The organism is Pseudomonas syringae group sp. J254-4 (genome assembly GCF_032586855.1).
Classification (GTDB): Bacteria; Pseudomonadota; Gammaproteobacteria; order Pseudomonadales; family Pseudomonadaceae; genus Aquipseudomonas; species Aquipseudomonas amygdali.
The window spans coordinates 145,949-165,649 of record NZ_JAWHOO010000010.1 but is presented as its reverse complement, the minus strand read 5'-3'; the positions used below and the strand labels follow the sequence as shown (position 1 = coordinate 165,649).

19 protein-coding genes are annotated in these 19,701 nt (G+C 57.2%); 2 read left to right on the top strand and 17 right to left on the bottom strand.

All coding sequences use genetic code 11. The annotated features are described in order from the left end of the window. Nucleotide 1: 1 nt before the first annotated feature. The 13 genes from nuoC to cspD all read right to left on the bottom strand — a co-directional run bounded on the left by nuoC (nucleotide 2) and on the right by cspD (nucleotide 14,600). Nucleotides 2-1,783, bottom strand: coding sequence for an NADH-quinone oxidoreductase subunit C/D (nuoC, locus tag RYB09_RS14470; RefSeq protein WP_002554013.1), 1,782 nt, complete (start codon nucleotides 1,781-1,783; stop codon nucleotides 2-4). 74 nt (nucleotides 1,784-1,857) lie between these two features. Then, nucleotides 1,858-2,532 carry a NuoB/complex I 20 kDa subunit family protein gene (locus RYB09_RS14465; protein WP_002554012.1) on the bottom strand — a complete coding sequence of 225 codons (675 nt, stop codon included), beginning with the start codon at nucleotides 2,530-2,532 and terminating at the stop codon, nucleotides 1,858-1,860. A 10-nt stretch (nucleotides 2,533-2,542) separates the two neighbouring features. Further along, nucleotides 2,543-2,956 carry an NADH-quinone oxidoreductase subunit A gene (locus tag RYB09_RS14460; protein WP_002554011.1) on the bottom strand — a complete coding sequence of 138 codons (414 nt, stop codon included), beginning with the start codon at nucleotides 2,954-2,956 and terminating at the stop codon, nucleotides 2,543-2,545. Nucleotides 2,957-3,419: 463 nt separating this feature from the next. Then, nucleotides 3,420-4,745 (bottom strand): isocitrate lyase, encoded by a 1,326-nt coding sequence (gene aceA / locus RYB09_RS14455; RefSeq protein ID WP_005731868.1) that lies wholly within the window; start codon nucleotides 4,743-4,745, stop codon nucleotides 3,420-3,422. 277 nt (nucleotides 4,746-5,022) lie between these two features. Beyond that, on the bottom strand, nucleotides 5,023-5,766 hold the full coding sequence (locus RYB09_RS14450) for a secretin N-terminal domain-containing protein (protein WP_316889035.1): 744 nt from the start codon (nucleotides 5,764-5,766) through the stop codon (nucleotides 5,023-5,025). Between the two features lie 177 nt (nucleotides 5,767-5,943). Beyond that, on the bottom strand, nucleotides 5,944-6,375 hold the full coding sequence (locus RYB09_RS14445) for a GNAT family N-acetyltransferase (protein ID WP_002554008.1): 432 nt from the start codon (nucleotides 6,373-6,375) through the stop codon (nucleotides 5,944-5,946). Beyond that, complete coding sequence (locus tag RYB09_RS14440) at nucleotides 6,368-7,534, bottom strand: cupin domain-containing protein (protein ID WP_057401328.1); 1,167 nt, start codon at nucleotides 7,532-7,534, stop codon at nucleotides 6,368-6,370. Before RYB09_RS14440 ends, RYB09_RS14445 begins: the two co-directional genes overlap by 8 nt. A gap of 60 nt (nucleotides 7,535-7,594) precedes the next feature. Beyond that, entirely contained in the window at nucleotides 7,595-8,965 is a 1,371-nt protein-coding gene (purB, locus tag RYB09_RS14435; protein ID WP_058400393.1) for an adenylosuccinate lyase, read from the bottom strand. A gap of 131 nt (nucleotides 8,966-9,096) precedes the next feature. Beyond that, complete coding sequence (gene hflD / locus RYB09_RS14430) at nucleotides 9,097-9,717, bottom strand: high frequency lysogenization protein HflD (protein ID WP_002554006.1); 621 nt, start codon at nucleotides 9,715-9,717, stop codon at nucleotides 9,097-9,099. Continuing rightward, a complete protein-coding gene (mnmA, locus tag RYB09_RS14425; RefSeq protein ID WP_011168961.1) occupies nucleotides 9,717-10,847 on the bottom strand; it encodes a tRNA 2-thiouridine(34) synthase MnmA in 1,131 nt (376 codons plus the stop codon). The genes hflD and mnmA overlap by 1 nt, the downstream gene beginning before the upstream one ends. 60 nt (nucleotides 10,848-10,907) lie before the next feature. Next, the gene (locus tag RYB09_RS14420) at nucleotides 10,908-11,354 is read right to left on the bottom strand and encodes an NUDIX hydrolase (RefSeq protein ID WP_002554004.1); all 447 of its coding nucleotides are present in this window, start codon (nucleotides 11,352-11,354) and stop codon (nucleotides 10,908-10,910) included. 139 nt (nucleotides 11,355-11,493) lie between these two features. Beyond that, on the bottom strand, nucleotides 11,494-13,725 hold the full coding sequence (locus RYB09_RS14415) for an NADP-dependent isocitrate dehydrogenase (RefSeq protein ID WP_058400394.1): 2,232 nt from the start codon (nucleotides 13,723-13,725) through the stop codon (nucleotides 11,494-11,496). Nucleotides 13,726-14,321: 596 nt separating this feature from the next. Beyond that, nucleotides 14,322-14,600, bottom strand: coding sequence for a cold shock domain-containing protein CspD (gene cspD, locus RYB09_RS14410; protein ID WP_080394759.1), 279 nt, complete (start codon nucleotides 14,598-14,600; stop codon nucleotides 14,322-14,324). A 219-nt stretch (nucleotides 14,601-14,819) separates the two neighbouring features. Between cspD and clpS the strand changes: the two genes are divergently transcribed. Continuing rightward, nucleotides 14,820-15,182: an ATP-dependent Clp protease adapter ClpS gene (gene clpS, locus RYB09_RS14405; protein WP_002554001.1), complete on the top strand. Its 363-nt coding sequence runs from the start codon at nucleotides 14,820-14,822 to the stop codon at nucleotides 15,180-15,182. A gap of 30 nt (nucleotides 15,183-15,212) precedes the next feature. Then, the gene (gene clpA, locus RYB09_RS14400) at nucleotides 15,213-17,486 is read left to right on the top strand and encodes an ATP-dependent Clp protease ATP-binding subunit ClpA (RefSeq protein WP_004665689.1); all 2,274 of its coding nucleotides are present in this window, start codon (nucleotides 15,213-15,215) and stop codon (nucleotides 17,484-17,486) included. 116 nt (nucleotides 17,487-17,602) lie between these two features. Here clpA and infA read toward each other — a convergent pair whose 3' ends face one another. The 4 genes from infA to RYB09_RS14380 form a co-directional block, all read right to left on the bottom strand. Beyond that, a complete protein-coding gene (gene infA / locus RYB09_RS14395; protein WP_002553999.1) occupies nucleotides 17,603-17,821 on the bottom strand; it encodes a translation initiation factor IF-1 in 219 nt (72 codons plus the stop codon). Between the two features lie 101 nt (nucleotides 17,822-17,922). After that, nucleotides 17,923-18,630: an arginyltransferase gene (locus RYB09_RS14390; RefSeq protein WP_316889030.1), complete on the bottom strand. Its 708-nt coding sequence runs from the start codon at nucleotides 18,628-18,630 to the stop codon at nucleotides 17,923-17,925. Nucleotides 18,631-18,678: 48 nt separating this feature from the next. Continuing rightward, entirely contained in the window at nucleotides 18,679-19,368 is a 690-nt protein-coding gene (gene aat / locus RYB09_RS14385) for a leucyl/phenylalanyl-tRNA--protein transferase (RefSeq protein ID WP_316889028.1), read from the bottom strand. A gap of 4 nt (nucleotides 19,369-19,372) precedes the next feature. Beyond that, nucleotides 19,373-19,600, bottom strand: coding sequence for a hypothetical protein (locus tag RYB09_RS14380; protein WP_058400398.1), 228 nt, complete (start codon nucleotides 19,598-19,600; stop codon nucleotides 19,373-19,375). Between the last annotated feature and the right edge of the window lie 101 nt (nucleotides 19,601-19,701).

Sequence of the window (19,701 nt, the reverse complement as noted above, 5' to 3'; positions counted from 1 at the left end):
CTTAGCGGTCCACGTCGGCCATAACGAAATCGATACTACCCAGGTACGCGATCAAGTCCGCGACCATGCTGCCTTTGATCACCGAAGGGATCTGCTGCAGGTGCGGGTAACTCGGGGTGCGGATCCGGGTACGGTAGCTCATGGTGCCGCCGTCGCTCGTCAGGTAATAGCTGTTGATACCCTTGGTCGCTTCGATCATCTGGAAGGACTCGTTGGCCGGCATGACCGGGCCCCACGAAACCTGCAGGAAGTGCGTGATCAGGGTTTCGATGTGCTGCAGGGTGCGCTCTTTCGGTGGCGGCGTGGTCAGCGGATGATCTGCCTTGTACGGGCCTTCCGGCATGTTGCGCATGCACTGATCGATGATCTTGATGCTCTGGCGCATCTCTTCTACGCGGACCATGCAGCGGTCATAGGCATCGCCATTGGCGGCCAGCGGTACTTCAAACTCGAAGTTCTCGTAGCCGGAGTAAGGGCGTGCCTTGCGCAAGTCGAAATCGCAGCCGGTGGAGCGCAGGCCTGCACCGGTGACGCCCCATTCCAGGGCCTCTTTGGTGTTGTACGCGGCAACGCCCACGGTACGACCCTTGAGGATGCTGTTCTGCAGGGCAGCCTTGGTGTATTCGTCGAGGCGCTTGGGCAGCCAGTCGACGAAGTCCTTGACCAGTTTCTCCCAGCCACGAGGCAGGTCGTGGGCAACCCCGCCGATGCGATACCAGGCCGGATGCAGACGGAAACCGGTAATGGCTTCGATCACGGTGTAGGCTTTCTGGCGGTCGGTGAACGTAAAGAACACCGGCGTCATGGCACCCACGTCCTGGATGTAGGTACCCAGGAACAGCAGGTGGCTGGTGATACGGAAGAACTCGGCCATCATGATGCGGATGACGTCGACCTTTTCCGGCACCTTGATGCCTGCCAGTTTTTCGACCGAGAGTACGTAAGGCAGGTTGTTCATTACCCCGCCGAGATAATCGATGCGGTCGGTGTACGGGATGAAGCTGTGCCAGGACTGACGCTCGGCCATCTTCTCTGCACCACGGTGGTGGTAGCCGATGTCCGGAACGCAGTCGACGATTTCTTCGCCATCCAGCTGCAGAATGATACGGAACGCACCGTGAGCGGAAGGGTGGTTCGGCCCCAGGTTGAGGAACATGTAGTCCTCGTTCGCGCCAGAACGTTTCATGCCCCAGTCTTCCGGACGGAAACGTGCGGCTTCCTCTTCCAGTTGCTGTTTGGCGAGTGTCAGGCTGTAGGGGTCAAACTCCGTCGCGCGGGCAGGGAAGTCCTTGCGCAGCGGGTGACCTTCCCAGGTTGGCGGCATCATGATGCGGCTTAGATGCGGGTGTCCCGGAAAGTCGATTCCGAACATGTCCCAGACTTCGCGCTCATACCAGTTGGCATTTGGCCAGATACTGGTGATGGTGGGCACACTCAGGTCGCTTTCAGACAGCGCTACCTTGATCATCACGTCGCTGTTTCGCTCGATCGACAGTAAGTGATAGAACACGGTGAAGTCTGCACCGGGCAGGCCGCGACGGTTGGTACGCAGACGCTCGTCCACGCCATGCAGGTCATAAAGCATGGAGTAGGGTTTGGGAACGTTGCGCAGGAACGTCAGAATTTCAAACAGCCGGGCGCGCTCGACCCACAGCACCGGCATGCCGGTGCGGGTTGGCTGGGCAGTGAACGCCTCGGCGCCAAAACGGTTGTTCAGTTCAACGACGACGTCTTGGTCGTCAGCCTTGTAAGGCGGGATGTACAGAGCGTTGTCTGCAGTCATAGGTCTCAATCACTTCGGTCAACGTACAGAATCAACCCCGGTTCCTGTCTTTTTTATAAGAAGAACGGGCTGGATCAGACTTCGTCGGGGCTGCGCAGGTTGGTCACCTGAATACGCTGTTCGCGGCGCTGTTCCTTTTGCGACGGCATCTCGGCGCGGTATACGCCTTGATCGCCAACGACCCAGGAAAGAGGGCGACGCTCCTTGCCGATGGATTCCTGCAGCAGCATCAAGCCTTGCAGAAATGCTTCGGGGCGGGGCGGGCAGCCGGGCACGTAGACATCCACGGGAAGGAATTTGTCCACCCCCTGGACCACTGAGTAGATGTCGTACATGCCACCGGAGTTGGCACATGAACCCATGGAAATGACCCACTTGGGTTCGAGCATTTGCTCGTAGAGACGCTGGATGATCGGTGCCATCTTGATGAAGCAGGTACCGGCAATGACCATGAAATCCGCCTGTCGTGGCGACGCCCGGATAACTTCCGCACCGAAGCGCGCGATATCGTGAGGGGCCGTGAAGGCGGTGGTCATTTCCACATAGCAGCACGACAAGCCGAAATTGTAGGGCCACAGGGAGTTTTTACGTCCCCAGTTGACCGCACCATTCAGCACGTCTTCCAGCTTGCCCATGTAGATGTTTTTGTGGACTTGATCTTCTAACGGATCGGAAACGGTTTCCCGTTTGCCGATGGGGTACTGCTCGTTAGGAGCGTCCGGGTCGATCCTTGTGAGATTATATTGCATCGCCAAAGCCTCATTGTTTCAGCTTCGCTTGCCGATTACGGCGACCTTCAGGAGCCCAGTCAAGAGCGCCAACCCGCCATAGGTAGACAAGACCTGCCAACAGAATTGCTATGAAAACGAGAGCTTCGACGAATCCGGTCCAGCCGCTTTCGCGGACGGACACAGACCAGGCAAAGAGAAAGAGGGCTTCAATGTCAAAGATCACGAAGAGCATCGCGACCAGATAGAATTTTGCGGAGAGCCGCAGACGCGCACTGCCGGTAGGCAGCATGCCGGATTCGAAAGGTTCGTTCTTGCTGCGGCCCCAGGCCTTGCTTCCGAGCAGGCTGGAGAGGCCGAGCATGAAGGCGCAGAGGCCGACAACACCCAAAAGGAAAATGGCGAAGCCCCAGTTATGGGCAATCAGACCTGTCGATTCGGGCATGCTGTCAGTCCTTGTTAGAGAGCAAAGGTCTCTGTGCTTGATAAAGAGTCGAGGCAGTGACGAAATGTCGCAGTGCGGTCAACGGATTGATTTTATGTGCAAACAGTTGGCAAGTAAATTTTCTACATGAAATTTATTTACGAAATTAATCGCCTGCCGTCCTTCATGAGGGCTGTAAGGCATGCCAGCCGGGCGTCAGCAAGGTTTTGGCTAATTATGTTTCTCGATGACGAAAAGGAACGAAAGGCAATTTGAATGATAATTAATATCATTTAAATCGGCCTGCATAGTTTGCCAAAGGATACTCGGAGCATAGTTATGAAGGACACCGCTTATAAAGTGCGGTTTTTGTAGCATCTATTCGTGAGCGACACATTGCCCGAAATCAATACAGGCGCTATCTGACACAAAACACAGACCGCCCTTACGGGCGGTCTGTGTTTTCAACGCGTTGCGCGGTGTCTCAGTGGAATTGCTCTTCTTCCGTCGAGCCGGTCAGTGCAGTTACCGACGATACGCCGCCCTGAATCACGGTGGTCATGTCATCGAAATACCCCGTGCCCACTTCCTGCTGGTGGGCCACGAAGGTATAGCCCTTGGCAGCATCGGCGAATTCCTGTTCCTGTAGCTTCACGTAGGCAGTCATGTCGTTGCGGGCGTAGTCGTGCGCCAGGTTGAACATGCTGTGCCACATGTTGTGAATGCCCGCCAGGGTGATGAACTGGTGCTTGTAGCCCATGGCCGAAAGCTCGCGTTGAAACTTGGCGATGGTTGCGTCGTCGAGGTTTTTCTTCCAGTTGAAGGACGGCGAGCAGTTGTAGGAAAGCAACTGGTCCGGGTACTCCTTCTTGATTGCTTCGGCGAAGCGGCGTGCCTCGTCCAGATCCGGCTTGGCGGTTTCACACCAGATCAGGTCGGCATAAGGCGCGTAGGCGAGGCCACGCGAGATTGCCTGATCCAGACCGGCGCGTACTTTGTAGAAGCCCTCATGAGTCCGTTCGCCGGTCACGAACGGCTTGTCATAGGGGTCGCAATCGGAAGTCAGCAGGTCGGCAGCGTTGGCGTCGGTACGGGCCAGAATGATCGTCGGCACACCGGCCACGTCGGCGGCCAGGCGCGCAGCAACCAGTTTTTGAACCGCTTCCTGAGTCGGGACCAGCACTTTGCCGCCCATGTGGCCGCATTTCTTCACCGATGCCAACTGATCTTCAAAATGCACCCCGGCGGCCCCCGCCTCGATCATGCTTTTCATCAGTTCGTACGCATTGAGCACGCCGCCGAATCCGGCCTCTGCGTCGGCCACGATGGGCGCGAAATAGTCGATATAACCTTCGTCACCCGGAGCCTTGCCGGCTTTCCACTGGATCTGATCGGCACGGCGGAACGAATTGTTGATGCGTTTGACCACGGTTGGCACCGAGTCGACCGGGTACAGCGACTGATCCGGGTACATCGATTCGGCAGAGTTGTTGTCGGCAGCAACCTGCCAGCCGGAAAGGTAGATCGCCTGAATACCGGCCTTGACCTGCTGCACGGCCTGACCGCCGGTCAGAGCGCCCATGCAGTTGACGAAGTCCTTATCCGGCCGGAAAGACGGCCTGGCACCTTGGGTCACCAGATTCCACAGTTTGTCAGCGCCCAGCCTTGCAAAGGTGTGTTCGGGTTGAACCGAGCCACGCAAGCGGACCACATCGGCTGCGGAGTAAGTACGGGTCACGTTTTTCCAGCGCGGATTTTCGGCCCAGTCTTTTTCGAGAGCGGCTATTTGTTGTTCGCGTGTCAGTGCCATTTTGTAAACCCCGAGAAGTAGGTCTTGATTAGAAGTCCTGCTCCGCCAAAACGCCTCGTTTATCGAAGGCACTGTAGATGGCTGCTCGCTGCTCGGAGAGCGACAATCAAAGGCTTTTTGCGCAGCCTCCGATCAGCGGGAGCGAGGCAATCATGCCTCGGGGTATCGGGGTCGTCAAACAATTTGTAGTGCTTTTTTAGTATCACTACATAATTGCGTAATCAGACTGGTGAGTCACTAAAAGGCCCGTAGGTGCTGGGTTTCGCGCCAGCGCAGGCTACTCGAGGGTTTCGACCTTTACGCGCAAAATCATGTCTTCACGACCCTGGGTGGAGTAGCGTTGTGCAAGGCCACGCTGATCAGCAACCGATTGATCGCTATTACTCGCCAGCGTGATCCATTCTCCGAGCCGGCCGCTGACCTGGCTATCGGTACTTTGCACTTTTATGGCATCAGCGCGCTCCTGACTCATGCGGTCATGGTTGGTGCTGATGCTCAGGTGAACGGTATCGCCGGTCACACTGGCAGTGACGTAAAAGCCCTGGGTTACATTGCGATATTCAGTATTGCTTTGGGAGTAGCCATAGGAATCCGTGGACGAGGAGGTCAGCGGAACGCTCTGGCCGATCTGGATAAGTGCTGGCGTACCTTCGCTGGTCTGTACTTGCTGCACGCCGCCCTCACGGCTGGCGGTGCCATATTCTATGACGCGTGAGCCACTGCTGTTGCGCGCCGCGTTTTCGCTGGTGTCGACGCTGATCAGCAGGCGTTTAGGCGCGGTATCGAGTTGCGCGATAAGGCTGCGAAGCTCTTCTATCTTGCGCGACTCTGCATTGACAATCAGTTGATTGCCATAAGCGCTGACGGAGCCTTCGGTGCCTAGAAAGGATTTAGCTACGGGTAGTAGATCGGCACTGGTGCGGTAATTGAGCGGAACGACTTCGGTCGCTGAAAGGGCCTGAGTACTGAATGCGATCAGCGCTGAGGTGATTACTACGTTAAGCAGGTTACGGACTGACATGATCATTCTCCGCGATAAGCGCGTAAAGCATGAGTTTGCCAGTGTATCGGCTATAGCCGGGCAAGCTGAATGGGGCGACACAAAAACGCCCTGGCATTTTTCGTCTCGACCTGAAAAGTGTCTAGCGAAAAAGGGCAGGGCGATCATCATGTAGTGCTTTGAAACGCGCCTACATAATCAGGTTTCAGGTGTCTCGCGGCGCATCTCGACGTGCGGTAAACCGGCTTCGAGAAACTCGTCACTGACCACGGCAAACCCGAAGCGCTGGTAAAACTCGACGGCCTGCACTTGAGCGCTGAGCTTCAGCGGCTCCAGTCCGCGTTGTTCGGCCTCGTGGATCACCGCACCGAGCAACGCTTCACCGACTTTCATGCCGCGCCAGTCCTTGAGAACCGACAGCCGACCGATTTCACCGTCGGGCAGCAGGCGAGCGGTGCCTACTGCGTATTCCCCTTCATAGGCGAGAAAATGCACGGCAGTCGCATCTTCAGCGTCCCACTCCAGCTCCGGTGGCACCGATTGCTCGGCGATGAATACCGAATCGCGTATGCGCCGGATGTCGGCGTTGTTTTTCTGCCATTGTGCGACAGCTACGGTGACTTTATTCATCGGCAAATCCCAGACTTCCTTGTTTTACGAGTTCGCAAAGCAGATTGCGTCCATCGTCATCGGCCAACCATTGGCCGAGGTTTTCACTGTGCAATGCGTCGGCAGCACAGATCAGTTTAAGCAATTCGCGCAGACTGCCCGGCAACAGGCGGCTCTGACCACTGGCAAACAGTAGCAGATCGTCGTCGACTTCAGACCAGGCCAGTCTTGCACTCGGGTTGCGAATCAGCACCGCGCCCTGTTCGAGGCTGTCGAGCAAGTCGTCTTCCTCCAGTTCCGGGCCGGTCACCAGTTCAGGGTAGCGCGGTTCGGTCATGAACTGGCCGAACCAGGTCAGCAGCAGGCGCTCGTCACTCATGTGTTCGGTCAGCAGCGCTTTGAGTCGGTCCAGCGCATCGTGCTGGATCTGATGCGGATCGCTGACCGGTTGCGCGTCAGCGTCGGTATAGCGCTCTTCATCCGGGATGAACTGGCTGAGGAAGTCGGTGAAGTGAGTCAGGACCTCGGCAGCGCTTGGCGCGCGGAAACCGACCGAATAGGTCAGGCAGTCGTCGACGGCGACGCCGCAGTGAGCCAGGCGTGGCGGCAGGTAAAGCATGTCGCCCGGTTCCAGCGTCCACTCTTCGGTTTTTTCGAATTCGGCAAGGATGCGCAGGTCGGCATGCTGTAGCAGCGGACTTTCTGCATCGCACATCTGGCCGATCTGCCAGTGACGCTTGCCGTGGCCCTGAAGCAGGAATACGTCATAGTTGTCGAAATGCGGGCCGACGCTGCCACCTGGGGCGGCGTAGCTGATCATGACATCGTCAATGCGCCAGCTTGGCAGGAAGCGGAAGTTTTCCAGCAGTTCACTGACTTCCGGAACGAACTGGTCCACGGCCTGCACCAGCAGGGTCCAGTCGCGTTCAGGCAGCTTGCTGAATTCGTCCTCCGCAAAGGGGCCGCGACGCAGCTCCCAGGGACGCTCGCCGTTTTCGAGGACCAGGCGGGATTCGACTTCTTCCTCCAGAGCAAGGCCAGCCAGCTCGTCCGCATCGATCGGGCTTTGAAAGTCCGGCAGAGCCTGGCGGATCAGCAGCGGTTTTTTCTGCCAGTAGTCACGCAGAAAAACGCGTGCACTGATGCCGCCCAGAAGTTGCAGAGGAATATCAGGATTCATGTGTAAGCCCTTGAAATGAAAACGCCCGGCACAGCCGGGCGTGTGCAATTTTTTTGCGTGTCAGATGCGCTTGGCCTGAGCCGCTGCGTTACCGATGTAGTTGGCTGGCGTGAGCTTCTTCAGCTCGGCCTTTGCTTCGGCAGGCATGTCCAGACCGTCGATGAAAGTCTGCAGCGCTTCCGGGCCGATGCCCTTGCCGCGTGTCAGTTCTTTCAGTTTTTCGTACGGGTTTTCGATGTTGTAACGGCGCATGACGGTCTGAATCGGCTCTGCCAGAACTTCCCAGCACGCGTCCAGATCGGCAGCAATGCGCTGCTCGTTCAGTTCCAGCTTGCTGATGCCCTTGAGGCTGGCTTCGTAAGCAATAACGCTGTGGGCAAAACCGACGCCCAGGTTGCGCAGTACGGTGGAGTCAGTCAGGTCACGCTGCCAGCGAGAGACAGGCAGTTTGCTCGCCAGATGCTGGAACAGCGCGTTGGCGATGCCCAGATTGCCTTCGGAGTTTTCGAAGTCGATCGGGTTGACCTTGTGTGGCATGGTCGACGAGCCGATTTCGCCAGCAATGGTGCGCTGCTTGAAGTAGCCTAGGGATATATAGCCCCAGATATCGCGGTCGAAGTCGATCAGGATAGTGTTGAAGCGCGCAATTGCATCAAACAGCTCGGCGATGTAGTCATGCGGTTCGATTTGCGTGGTGTAGGGGTTGAAGCCCAGACCCAGCTCGTCTTCGATGAACGCGCGCGCGTTGGCTTCCCAGTCGATATCGGCATAGGCGGAGAGGTGGGCGTTGTAGTTGCCGACCGCACCGTTGATCTTGCCCAGCAAGGGCACTGCGGCGATCTGATTGATCTGGCGTTCAAGGCGGTAAACCACGTTGGCCAATTCCTTGCCCAGCGTAGTCGGGGAAGCTGGCTGGCCGTGGGTGCGCGAGAGCATTGGCACGTCAGCGAAGCGGATCGCCAGTTCACGGATAGCATCGGCAATCTGGCGCATCAGCGGCAGCATTACAGTGTCACGGCCTTCACGCAGCATCAGTGCGTGAGACAGGTTGTTGATGTCTTCGCTGGTGCAGGCAAAGTGGATGAACTCGCTGACCTTGTCCAGCTCAGGCAGTTTTGCAGCCTGTTCCTTGAGCAGGTATTCCACAGCTTTGACGTCGTGGTTGGTGGTGCGCTCGATTTCCTTGACGCGCTCGGCGTGCTCCACCGAAAAGTCTTCAGCCAATGTGTTGAGAATGGCATTGGCTTGCGCGGAGAAAGCCGGGACTTCGGTAATTTGCGGGTGAGCCGCGAGGCGCTGGAGCCAGCGAACTTCAACCATCACACGGAAACGGATCAGGCCGTATTCGCTGAAAATAGGGCGCAAGGCCTGGGTTTTGCCGGCGTAGCGGCCATCAACAGGGGAAACCGCAGTGAGCGAAGAAAGCTGCATGGGATGCTCTCGGACAGTCGGGCAACGAAAAGGGCGCATATCATACATGAAAAGTCACTCGGACCGGAGCCCGCCGACCAGCGTAGACAGCGCCGTGCCTGTGGTGGTGAAGGTCATTGGTGCGTGGCGGATCAGCCGTGCAGCAATGGGTAGAGTTCTTTCAATAGCTTGCGACGGCTGAACACAAGTTGCCAGCGATGACCGCCAACTTGTCGCCACAGGCGCGCGGAGCGAATGCCTGCCAGCAGGATGGCGCGAATCTTTGATGCGTTGTTCGGTTGCTGCAGGTTGCGCATGTCACCCTGGACCTGAATGCGTTGGCGCAAGGTGCTCAGGGTATCTTCGTAAAGGGCACCGGTCGCAGCGATCACGTTTTCGTGAGCGATGCCGAAGTGTTCGACCTGCGATTGAATCACCGGGATGCGCCTGCCGATGATTTCGAGCAGGTCGTCGCGCTTGGCCAGCTGTCGCTCCAGGCCGAGCATCGACAGGGCGTAACGCAGCGGTTCGCGCTGCAGTGTTGCAGGGTCGCGTTCCAGAGCGCTGGCCATGGCGCGATAGCCTTCGTGCAGGTTGAGGTCATCGCCGCCGTAGACGTCCAGCGTATCCTTCGGGTCAACCACCAGCAGGCTGCCGAGCATGCAGCTCAGCGCCGCTTCGCTGACCTGTCCGGTCTTGGCGATCCGGTCGACCAGTACCGCGGCCTGAAATACGCCACCCAGAGCGATCAGTTGTTCCTGAATCGGGGTCATCAACGCTTGTCCTTGCTGGTCCAGGGTTCGGCGATTTCGATCACACCGCCGCCCAGACATATTTCGCCATCGTAGAACACCACGGACTGTCCGGGTGTGACGGCCCGCTGCGGATCATCGAATGTGGCTCGGTAGCCGTCGGCGGTCTTTTCCAGTGTGCATGGCTGGTCGCCCTGACGATAACGGACTTTGGCCGTAAGTTTGCGCGGGCTGCTCAGATCAATCGGGTTGACCCAGTAGATTTCCGAAGACACCAGTGCGCGGGAAAACAGCCACGGGTGGTCGTTGCCCTGGCCGACGATCAGTTCGTTGTTGTCCAGATCCTTGACCAGCACGTACCACGGATCATCGCTGGCGTCCTTGAGGCCGCCAATCCCAAGGCCCTGGCGCTGGCCTATGGTGTGATACATCAGGCCGCTGTGACGACCGATGACTTCACCTTCGGTGGTCTTGATCTCTCCAGGCTGGGCGGGCAGGTACTGACGCAGGAAGTCGGTGAAACGGCGCTCGCCAATGAAGCAGATTCCGGTGGAGTCCTTCTTTTTAGCCGTCGCCAGGCCGTGTTTCTCAGCAATGGCACGTACTTCCGGTTTTTCCAGCTCACCCACCGGAAACAGCGTCCGGGCGATCTGTTCGCCACCGACGGCATGCAGGAAGTAGCTTTGATCCTTGTTCGGGTCCAGGCCCTTGAGCAGTTCGGTGCGGCCATCGATATCGCGACGGCGCACGTAGTGACCAGTGGCGATCAGGTCGGCACCCAGCATCAGCGCATAGTCGAGAAACGCCTTGAACTTGATTTCCCGGTTGCAGAGGATGTCCGGGTTGGGGGTGCGCCCGGCCTTGTACTCTTCAAGGAAATGTTCGAAGACATTGTCCCAGTACTCGGCAGCGAAGTTGGCCGTGTGCAGTTTGATGCCGATCTTGTCACATACGGCCTGGGCATCTGCCAGGTCTTCGCGGGCGGTGCAATATTCCGTTCCGTCGTCTTCTTCCCAGTTCTTCATGAACAAGCCTTCCACCTGATAACCCTGCTCCATGAGCAGTACGGCGGAAACGGAAGAGTCCACGCCGCCGGACATGCCGACTATGACGCGCTTCATTTCTGAGTTCGAGGGGGCTGGATCACGCATGGGGATTCAACGGCTGACCTGTAAAAGGACGCGATTCTATCAGGCTGAGGGCGTCGAGTCTCACGCCTTGTCGCGCAGCAGGTCGAGACTGAAATGTTCGGCATTGAGGTAATCGTCCAGGCAGCGCAGTACCAGCTCGCTGCGCCAGCGTTCCTGTTGGGCCAGCAGTTCGTCGCGAGTCAGCCAGACGGCGCCAACGATGCCTTCGTCCAGCTGATATTCAGGGTTATGGCGTATGGCCTTGGCGGCGAAACATATCCGCTGGTAGGTCACGCCGTTGCTCGGCGCGGTGTACAGGTAAATGCCCACCACGCTGGTCAGTTCGACATCCCAGCCGGTTTCTTCAAGAGTCTCCCGCACTGCCGCACGTTGCAGGCTCTCGTTCGGGTCGAGGTGCCCGGCGGGTTGGTTGAGTACGGCGCGTCCGCCTTTCATTTCTTCGACGAACAGGAAGCGTCCCTGATCTTCGACGATGGTGGCGACGGTAACGTGCGCTTGCCAGGTCATGGATTGATCCTCTGCTGCCAGATAAGAATGTTCAGTATGTGGGCTGCGTGTATGTCTTTCGCCTGAATGCAAAAGCCCCGACACGCGGGCCGGGGCTTTTGGCTGGGCGACGCAGTAATGCGTCGCACCGGTCTGCCGCTTACGCTTTCAACGCATCAATAGCTGCGTTGAGGGTGGCGCTCGGGCGCATGGCCTTGCTGGTGACTTCCGGGTTAGGGAAGTAGTAGCCGCCAATTTCCACCGGCTTGCCCTGAACAGCGTTCAGCTCGGCAACGATTTTTTCTTCGTTATCGGTCAGGGTTTTGGCCAAAGGCGTGAACTGTGCCTTGAGGTCTGCGTCGTCGTTTTGAGCAGCCAGTGCCTGAGCCCAGAACAGGGTCAGGTAGAAATGGCTGCCGCGGTTGTCGATGCCGCCGACCTTGCGCGAAGGCGACTTGTTGCGGTCCAGGAACTCGCCAGTGGCCTGGTCGAGAGTCTTGGACAGAACCAGCGCTTTCGGGTTGTTGTAGGCATGGCCCAGATGCTCAAGGGATGCAGCCAGAGCCAGGAATTCGCCCAGCGAATCCCAGCGCAGGAAGTTTTCCTCGACGAACTGCTGCACGTGCTTCGGAGCCGAACCACCAGCGCCGGTTTCGAACAGGCCGCCGCCGTTCATCAGCGGAACGATCGACAGCATCTTCGCGCTGGTGCCCAGTTCCATGATCGGGAACAGGTCGGTCAGGTAGTCGCGCAGAACGTTACCGGTGACCGAAATGGTGTCCTTGCCTGCGCGAGTGCGTTCCAGGGTCAGCTTCATCGCGTCGACAGGTGACAGGATCTGGATATCCAGCCCCGACGTGTCGTGGTCGCCCAGGTACTTGCGCACTTTCTCGATCATCACGCTGTCATGGGCGCGAGACGAATCCAGCCAGAAGATAGCCGGGGTGTTGCTGGCGCGAGCGCGGTTGACGGCCAGTTTTACCCAATCCTGGATCGGCGCGTCCTTGGCCTGGCACATGCGCCAGATATCGCCCGCTTCGACGTTCTGTTCCATCAGCAGGTTGCCCTGGCTGTCGGTTACACGAACCACGCCATTGGTCTGGATGTGGAAGGTCTTGTCGTGGGAGCCATATTCTTCGGCTTTTTGAGCCATCAGGCCAACGTTCGGTACGCTGCCCATAGTGGTCGGGTCGAATGCGCCATTTTTCTTGCAGTCTTCGATGACCGCTTGATAGATGGTGGCGTAGCAGCGATCCGGGATCACTGCCTTGGCATCGTGCAGTTGACCGTCTGTGCCCCACATCTTGCCGGAGTCACGGATCATCGCTGGCATCGATGCGTCGACAATAACGTCGCTCGGCACGTGCAGGTTGGTGATGCCCTTGTCGGAGTTGACCATCGCCAGTTGTGGGCGAGTGGCGTAGACCGCTTCGATGTCAGCCTTGATTTCGGCCTGTTTTTCAGCAGGCAGGCTGGTGATGCGCTCGTACAGGTCACCGATGCCGTTGTTCAGGCTGAAGCCGATCTGCTTCAGCGTGTCAGCGTGCTTGGTCAATGCATCCTTGTAGAATTCATCGACGATCTGGCCGAACATGATCGGGTCGGAGATCTTCATCATGGTGGCTTTCAGATGCACCGAGAACAGAACGCCTTGCTTGCGGGCGTCTTCGATCTCGGCGGCAATGAAGCTGCGCAGGGCTTTGGCGCTCATCACCGAGCAGTCAACGACTTCGCCAGCCTTGACGGCGGTTTTTTCCTTCAGAACGGTGGTGGTGCCGTCCTGAGCGATCAGTTCGATTTTAACGGTGTTGTCGGCTGCGATCTGGGCAGCTTTTTCGCTGCCGTAGAAGTCGCCGTTGCTCATGTGCGCAACGTGGGCCTTGGAGTCGGCAGACCAGGCGCCCATCTTGTGCGGGTGCTTGCGAGCGTAGTTCTTGACCGACAGTGGTGCGCGACGATCGGAGTTGCCTTCGCGCAACACCGGGTTCACGGCGCTGCCCTTGGTCTTGTCGTAACGTGCGCGGGTTTCTTTTTCCGCGTCAGTGGCAGGGTTTTCAGGGTAGTCGGGAATCTTGTAGCCCTGATCCTGAAGCTCCTTGATGGTCGCCTTCAATTGAGGGACCGAGGCGCTGATGTTAGGCAGCTTGATGATGTTGGCTTCTGGCGTAGTGGCCAGTTTGCCCAGCTCGGCGAGATGATCCGGCACTTGTTGATCGGCGCCAAGCGACTCCGGGAAGCTTGAAAGAACACGGCCCGCCAGGGAGATGTCGCGCGTTTCCACGTCGATATCGGAGGAGGCTGTGAAAGCTTCGATAATAGGCAGCAGCGAATAGGTGGCGAGGGCCGGAGCTTCGTCGGTGAAGGTGTAGATGATCTTCGAGCGGTTGGACATTCGTATTAACTCTCTGTTTTGCTGAGCATGCACAAAATCTCGATACGCGCAGGGTATGCACTCTTGCCCACGGTTCGGCCATGGGCCCAGGTCGAGGTTCATTCGCGGTGATGTTGGGTGCATCAGTCGAGCGTCAAGCTGTCAGGCCAGGTAGCGACCCGACGCATAGGAAGGTTGAGGGTCTGATTTCAGACGGGTCAGCCTTTATGACTCTTCGGTCACGGCGCGAGTATATCAAACCATTGGCGCGAGGCATTAATGCTATGCGTGCTATCGAATAATGAACATCCGCCGTTGGTCGAACGACCGGGATGTCTACGAGGTGTCAATCAGGCGTCAAGAGGCGGGATCTGGCGGAGGAGTGGGGCGCTGGTGGCTCTGTCATGGATTGACGTTTGCAGCTCGCCCGGCATTGCAGTAGGGGCATCCGCGGTGCAATAACCGCTAATTCGATACCCTGTGGAGTCGCATCGGTTCAAGTTACCAAAGCTGCGGTTTCTCAAGGTCCGGCACAGGCTCATTGCGTGTTTCTGATTATTCAGTTAGCTGGCTCGAAAGGCCATTGGTCAGCTGTCAGGCTGTTTCCATGGAGCATTTCAAGCGTGTGCATGTTCAGGTTCATGCTCAGACGCAGCATGGGTTTCCTTCACAGGCTCACCTGGTTTAGCCAGCAATGACGCGATATTCACGGCATGCAGCCCTTTTGGCCCCTGAATGATTTCAAAACTGACCGGCTGGCCGGCTTTGAGGGTCTTGTAACCTTCCATCTGGATGGTCGAAAAATGGGCGAACAAGTCGTCATCCGGCTTGCCGTCTTCGATTATGAATCCATAACCTTTTGCATTGTTGAACCACTTGACTTTTCCGCTAAGCATCGCCATATCCCTCTGCAAAGGACTCCGTCAGGAGTATCATCCACTTCAATCCGCCTCCCCAAAAATTTTGGTTGACTGCGCGGACCCTTTTTACCCAATGTGGGCTCTATTGTTTGTAACACCGTTTAGCTGATAGTCAAGGTCATGTGGCGGTCTGTTTGAAAAGCGTCCAGACTGCGACTGACAGCTCAATCCGCCCTCAAACGAACATTTCTTTCCATGCATGCATTTAGCAAGATTCGACTAACATTCAATCAGGACAGTCCGCAGTCGCACGAGGACGACGCGGCAGGCATCGCGGTGCAGGACGCCAAGCCGACCCTGCAGGCGCCACCGATGTACAAGGTGGTTTTATTCAACGATGACTACACCCCGATGGATTTCGTCGTAGAAGTACTCGAGGTGTTTTTTAACCTGAATCGTGAGCTGGCCACCAAAGTCATGCTGGCCGTCCATACAGAGGGACGGGCAGTCTGCGGATTGTTTACCCGCGACATCGCCGAGACCAAGGCAATGCAGGTCAATCAATACGCCAGGGAGAGCCAGCATCCGCTACTCTGTGAGATCGAGAAGGACGGTTAAACGCCGACCACTTGGGTATGAGGTGAAGCTATGTTAAACCGTGAGCTCGAAGTCACCCTCAATCTTGCCTTCAAGGAGGCACGTTCGAAGCGTCATGAGTTCATGACGGTCGAGCACCTCCTGCTGGCTCTATTGGATAATGAGGCTGCAGCCACTGTTCTGCGTGCCTGCGGCGCAAACCTCGATAAACTCAAGCATGATCTGCAGGAGTTCATCGACTCCACCACTCCGCTGATCCCCGTCCACGACGAGGATCGCGAGACACAACCGACTCTCGGGTTTCAGCGCGTGCTGCAACGGGCAGTTTTCCACGTGCAGAGCTCCGGCAAGCGCGAAGTAACCGGCGCCAACGTGCTGGTTGCAATTTTCAGTGAGCAGGAAAGCCAGGCCGTGTTTCTGCTCAAGCAGCAGAGCGTGGCCCGGATTGATGTCGTCAACTATATCGCCCACGGTATCTCCAAGGTTCCTGGGCATGGCGAACACTCTTCTGAAGGTGAACAGGATATGCAGGACGACGAGGGCGGTGAAGCATCTTCCTCAGGCAATCCTCTGGATGCCTATGCCAGCAATCTGAACGAATTGGCGCGCCAGGGGCGCATCGATCCGCTGGTCGGTCGCGAAAGCGAAGTCGAGCGTGTAGCTCAGATTCTGGCTCGTCGTCGCAAGAACAACCCGTTGCTGGTCGGTGAGGCTGGGGTGGGTAAAACGGCTATTGCCGAAGGCCTGGCCAAGCGTATCGTGGACAATCAGGTTCCTGATTTGCTCGCCAGCAGCGTTGTCTACTCGCTTGATCTGGGTGCCCTGCTGGCCGGGACCAAATACCGCGGCGATTTCGAGAAGCGTTTCAAAGCGTTGCTCAATGAGCTGCGCAAGCGTCCTCAGGCGATTCTGTTCATTGACGAGATCCACACCATCATTGGTGCTGGTGCAGCATCAGGCGGGGTGATGGATGCCTCCAACCTGTTAAAACCGTTGCTGTCGTCTGGCGAGATCCGTTGCATCGGCTCTACGACCTTTCAGGAGTTTCGCGGGATTTTCGAAAAAGACCGCGCCTTGGCGCGTCGCTTTCAGAAAGTCGATGTGTCCGAGCCTTCGGTCGAAGACACCATTGGCATCCTTCGCGGCCTGAAAAGCCGTTTCGAGCAGCATCACAGCATCGAGTACAGTGACGAAGCGCTGCGCGCCGCCGCTGAGCTTGCGTCGCGTTACATCAATGACCGTCATATGCCCGACAAGGCGATCGATGTTATTGATGAAGCCGGTGCCTACCAGCGTCTGCAGCCTGTCGAGCAGCGCGTCAAGCGCATCGATGTGCCTCAGGTCGAAGACATCGTCGCCAAGATCGCGCGTATTCCGCCGAAACACGTCAACAGTTCGGACAAGGAGCTGCTGCGTAACCTGGAGCGCGATCTGAAGCTCACCGTGTTTGGTCAGGATGCAGCCATCGACTCGTTGTCCACGGCGATCAAGCTTTCGCGTGCAGGCCTCAAGTCGCCTGACAAGCCGGTCGGTTCGTTCCTGTTCGCAGGCCCTACCGGTGTCGGCAAGACCGAAGCCGCTCGCCAGTTGGCCAAGGCGTTGGGTGTCGAGCTGATTCGTTTCGACATGTCCGAGTACATGGAGCGGCATACCGTTTCCCGTCTGATCGGCGCGCCTCCGGGCTACGTCGGTTTCGATCAGGGCGGTCTGTTGACTGAAGCCATCACTCGTCAACCGCATTGCGTGCTGCTGCTCGATGAAATCGAAAAAGCTCACCCGGAAGTCTTCAACCTGCTTTTGCAGGTGATGGACCACGGTACGCTGACCGACAACAACGGGCGCAAGGCAGATTTCCGCAACGTGATCGTGATCATGACCACCAATGCCGGGGCCGAGTCCGCCGCGCGTGCTTCGATCGGTTTCACCCATCAGGACCACTCGTCTGACGCGATGGAAGTGATCAAGAAGAGCTTCACGCCGGAGTTCCGCAACCGTCTGGACACCATCATTCAGTTTGGCCGTCTCAGCCACGAAGTCATCAAGAGCGTGGTCGACAAGTTCCTTACCGAGCTTCAGGCCCAGCTGGAAGACAAGCGCGTACTGCTCGAAGTGTCCGAGGCGGCGAGAAGCTGGCTGGCGCAGGGTGGTTACGATGCGGCGATGGGTGCCAGACCGATGGCTCGCCTGATTCAGGACAAGATCAAGCGGCCGCTGGCCGAAGAGATCCTGTTCGGCGAATTGTCAGAGCACGGTGGTGTGGTTCACATCGATATCAAGGATGGCGAGATTACCTTCGACTTCGAAACCACAGCAGAAATGGCCTGACGCCGAAGCCTCGCTCCGCATCGTGAATGGATGCGGGGCAGGCCGAGGTACCTGGTTGTACGAAACAGGCAAACAAAAACGCCCGGCTTATGCCGGGCGTTTTCGTCAATGCCTGTTTAACGAGCGCGGTAGGTGATGCGCCCTTTGCTCAGGTCATAGGGCGTCAGTTCTACACGCACTTTGTCACCGGTCAGAATACGGATGTAATTCTTGCGCATCTTGCCGGAGATATGCGCGGTTACGACGTGCCCGTTTTCCAACTCCACGCGGAACATGGTGTTGGGCAGGGTGTCGACGACAGTGCCTTCCATTTCGAAGCTGTCTTCTTTCGACATGCAGTAAAGCCCTCGGTATACAAATGAGTGGCCCGGTGCAAGTGGCGCCAGGCAAAAGCGGCGTGCATTGTGCCCGAAAAAACCAGTTTAAGCCAAGGGGTTCAATACAGAGTGACCCATCTTTGATTGGTAAGTAGCTCAATGGGCCGATATTGGGTCTTGTAATTCATCTTTTTGCAGTTTTTGATCCAGTAACCCAGGTACACCGCCTGCAGTTGAAGTCTGGCGGCTTCGGCGATCTGCCACAAAATCGCGTAACGGCCCAGACTGCGGCGCTCTTCATTAGGTTCGTAGAACGTGTAGACCGCGGAAAGGCCGTTGGGCAAAAGGTCGGTGACCGCAACTGCCAGCAGTCGTTGGTCGACGCGAAATTCGTAAAAACGCGAAAAGGGCAGGTCGCGAACCAGAAATGTCGAAAACTGTTCGCGGCTGGGTGGAAACATGTCGCCGTCAGCGTGCCGTTGTTCTATGTAGCGCTGATAAAGATCGAAATATTCCTCGGTGAAGGCCGGTCTGGCGCTTTGTACCTGAATATCGGCATTACGTTTCAATATGCGTTTTTGCTGCCTGTCGGGTGCGAAAAGGTTCACAGGAATGCGCGCGGGCACGCAAGCGCTGCAGTTCTGGCAGTGGGGGCGGTAAAGGTGATCGCCGCTACGGCGAAAGCCCATGTCCGACAGGTCGGCGTAGACCTGCACATCCATTGGCTGGCTGGGGTCCAGAAACAGGGTAGTCGCCTGTTCTTCAGGCAGGTAACTGCAGGTGTGCGGTTGAGTGGCATAAAACTTCAGCCTCGCCAGCTCTGTCATGGTCGTCGCCTAATGGTAAATCCCTACCCATGAGTGTATGCCAGCCTGTCAAACTCGCCTAGATGACCAGTCGGCACCGGTCGGTTGATCAAGGTGGCGAGACAGATAGTCGGCAAAAGTCTGCCGGGGAATCGAGCGTGCGCCGAAGCTGTGAAGGTGTTGGGTCGGCATCTGGCAATCGATCAATACAAAACCCCAGTCAGTCAGGTGCTGCACTAGTGTGGCGAATCCGACTTTGGAAGCGTTGTCTGCACGACTGAACATTGACTCTCCGAAGAACAACTGGCCCATTGCCAGGCCATACAGCCCGCCGACCAGCTCATCCTGATCCCAGACTTCGACGCTGTGCGCATGACCGCGTCGGTGCAGCTCGAGATAGGCATCCTGCATCGAGCCGGTAATCCAGGTTTCATTGGCATAACTGCGGGGCGCGGCGCAGGCCTTGATCACGCTCGCGAAATCTTGATCGAAGGTCACTCGATAGCAAGACTGGCGCAACATTTTGCCGAGGCTGCGCGAAACATGCAGCTCTTCGGGAAACAGCACGGTACGCGGATCGGGAGACCACCAGAGAATCGGCTGGCCGTCCTGAAACCACGGAAAGCAGCCGTGCCTGTAGGCATTGATCAGGCGATCGGCTGACAGGTCTCCACCGGCGGCAAGTAATCCGTTGGGCTCGCGGAGGGCTTTCTCCAGTGGCGGGAAATCCAGGCTATTGCGGTTCAACCAGGTCAGCATGGCATCACAACTTTGCGGAAGGGGAGGGCGCACCGGCCAGTAAGTGCAACTCTGTGCGGCAGGCGTGGTCACAAGCGGTTGTCATTATGGCGCGTACTTGGCACATACGGTAGGGCAAGGGCGCGGCGATGATGGTGCAGCCCTTGAAGTTGTGGGCGGTTGATAGAAACACGTCATAAGCCTTTGTCACAAAACGGAATGCATGCTCAAATTGAACATCATCAGCGAACATGAAAGCATGTCCCGCATTGCGGAACTGTCTGAAGTCGGTCTGACGTGTTTTCGTACAGACCCAAGCGCCTGTAAAGCCGTACAATGCCTGCTTTGGGCGTT

What these genes read in the sequence shown, in the direction of transcription:
- nuoC (WP_002554013.1), bottom strand. Translation starts at nt 1,783, where the DNA reads ATGACTGCAGACAACGCTCTGTACATCCCGCCTTACAAGGCTGACGAC.
- RYB09_RS14465 (WP_002554012.1), bottom strand. Translation starts at nt 2,532, where the DNA reads ATGCAATATAATCTCACAAGGATCGACCCGGACGCTCCTAACGAGCAG.
- RYB09_RS14460 (WP_002554011.1), bottom strand. Translation starts at nt 2,956, where the DNA reads ATGCCCGAATCGACAGGTCTGATTGCCCATAACTGGGGCTTCGCCATT.
- aceA (WP_005731868.1), bottom strand. Translation starts at nt 4,745, where the DNA reads ATGGCACTGACACGCGAACAACAAATAGCCGCTCTCGAAAAAGACTGG.
- RYB09_RS14450 (WP_316889035.1), bottom strand. Translation starts at nt 5,766, where the DNA reads ATGTCAGTCCGTAACCTGCTTAACGTAGTAATCACCTCAGCGCTGATC.
- RYB09_RS14445 (WP_002554008.1), bottom strand. Translation starts at nt 6,375, where the DNA reads ATGAATAAAGTCACCGTAGCTGTCGCACAATGGCAGAAAAACAACGCC.
- RYB09_RS14440 (WP_057401328.1), bottom strand. Translation starts at nt 7,534, where the DNA reads ATGAATCCTGATATTCCTCTGCAACTTCTGGGCGGCATCAGTGCACGC.
- purB (WP_058400393.1), bottom strand. Translation starts at nt 8,965, where the DNA reads ATGCAGCTTTCTTCGCTCACTGCGGTTTCCCCTGTTGATGGCCGCTAC.
- hflD (WP_002554006.1), bottom strand. Translation starts at nt 9,717, where the DNA reads ATGACCCCGATTCAGGAACAACTGATCGCTCTGGGTGGCGTATTTCAG.
- mnmA (WP_011168961.1), bottom strand. Translation starts at nt 10,847, where the DNA reads ATGCGTGATCCAGCCCCCTCGAACTCAGAAATGAAGCGCGTCATAGTC.
- RYB09_RS14420 (WP_002554004.1), bottom strand. Translation starts at nt 11,354, where the DNA reads ATGACCTGGCAAGCGCACGTTACCGTCGCCACCATCGTCGAAGATCAG.
- RYB09_RS14415 (WP_058400394.1), bottom strand. Translation starts at nt 13,725, where the DNA reads ATGTCCAACCGCTCGAAGATCATCTACACCTTCACCGACGAAGCTCCG.
- cspD (WP_080394759.1), bottom strand. Translation starts at nt 14,600, where the DNA reads ATGCTTAGCGGAAAAGTCAAGTGGTTCAACAATGCAAAAGGTTATGGA.
- clpS (WP_002554001.1), top strand. Translation starts at nt 14,820, where the DNA reads ATGCATGCATTTAGCAAGATTCGACTAACATTCAATCAGGACAGTCCG.
- clpA (WP_004665689.1), top strand. Translation starts at nt 15,213, where the DNA reads ATGTTAAACCGTGAGCTCGAAGTCACCCTCAATCTTGCCTTCAAGGAG.
- infA (WP_002553999.1), bottom strand. Translation starts at nt 17,821, where the DNA reads ATGTCGAAAGAAGACAGCTTCGAAATGGAAGGCACTGTCGTCGACACC.
- RYB09_RS14390 (WP_316889030.1), bottom strand. Translation starts at nt 18,630, where the DNA reads ATGACAGAGCTGGCGAGGCTGAAGTTTTATGCCACTCAACCGCACACC.
- aat (WP_316889028.1), bottom strand. Translation starts at nt 19,368, where the DNA reads ATGCTGACCTGGTTGAACCGCAATAGCCTGGATTTCCCGCCACTGGAG.
- RYB09_RS14380 (WP_058400398.1), bottom strand. Translation starts at nt 19,600, where the DNA reads ATGTTCGCTGATGATGTTCAATTTGAGCATGCATTCCGTTTTGTGACA.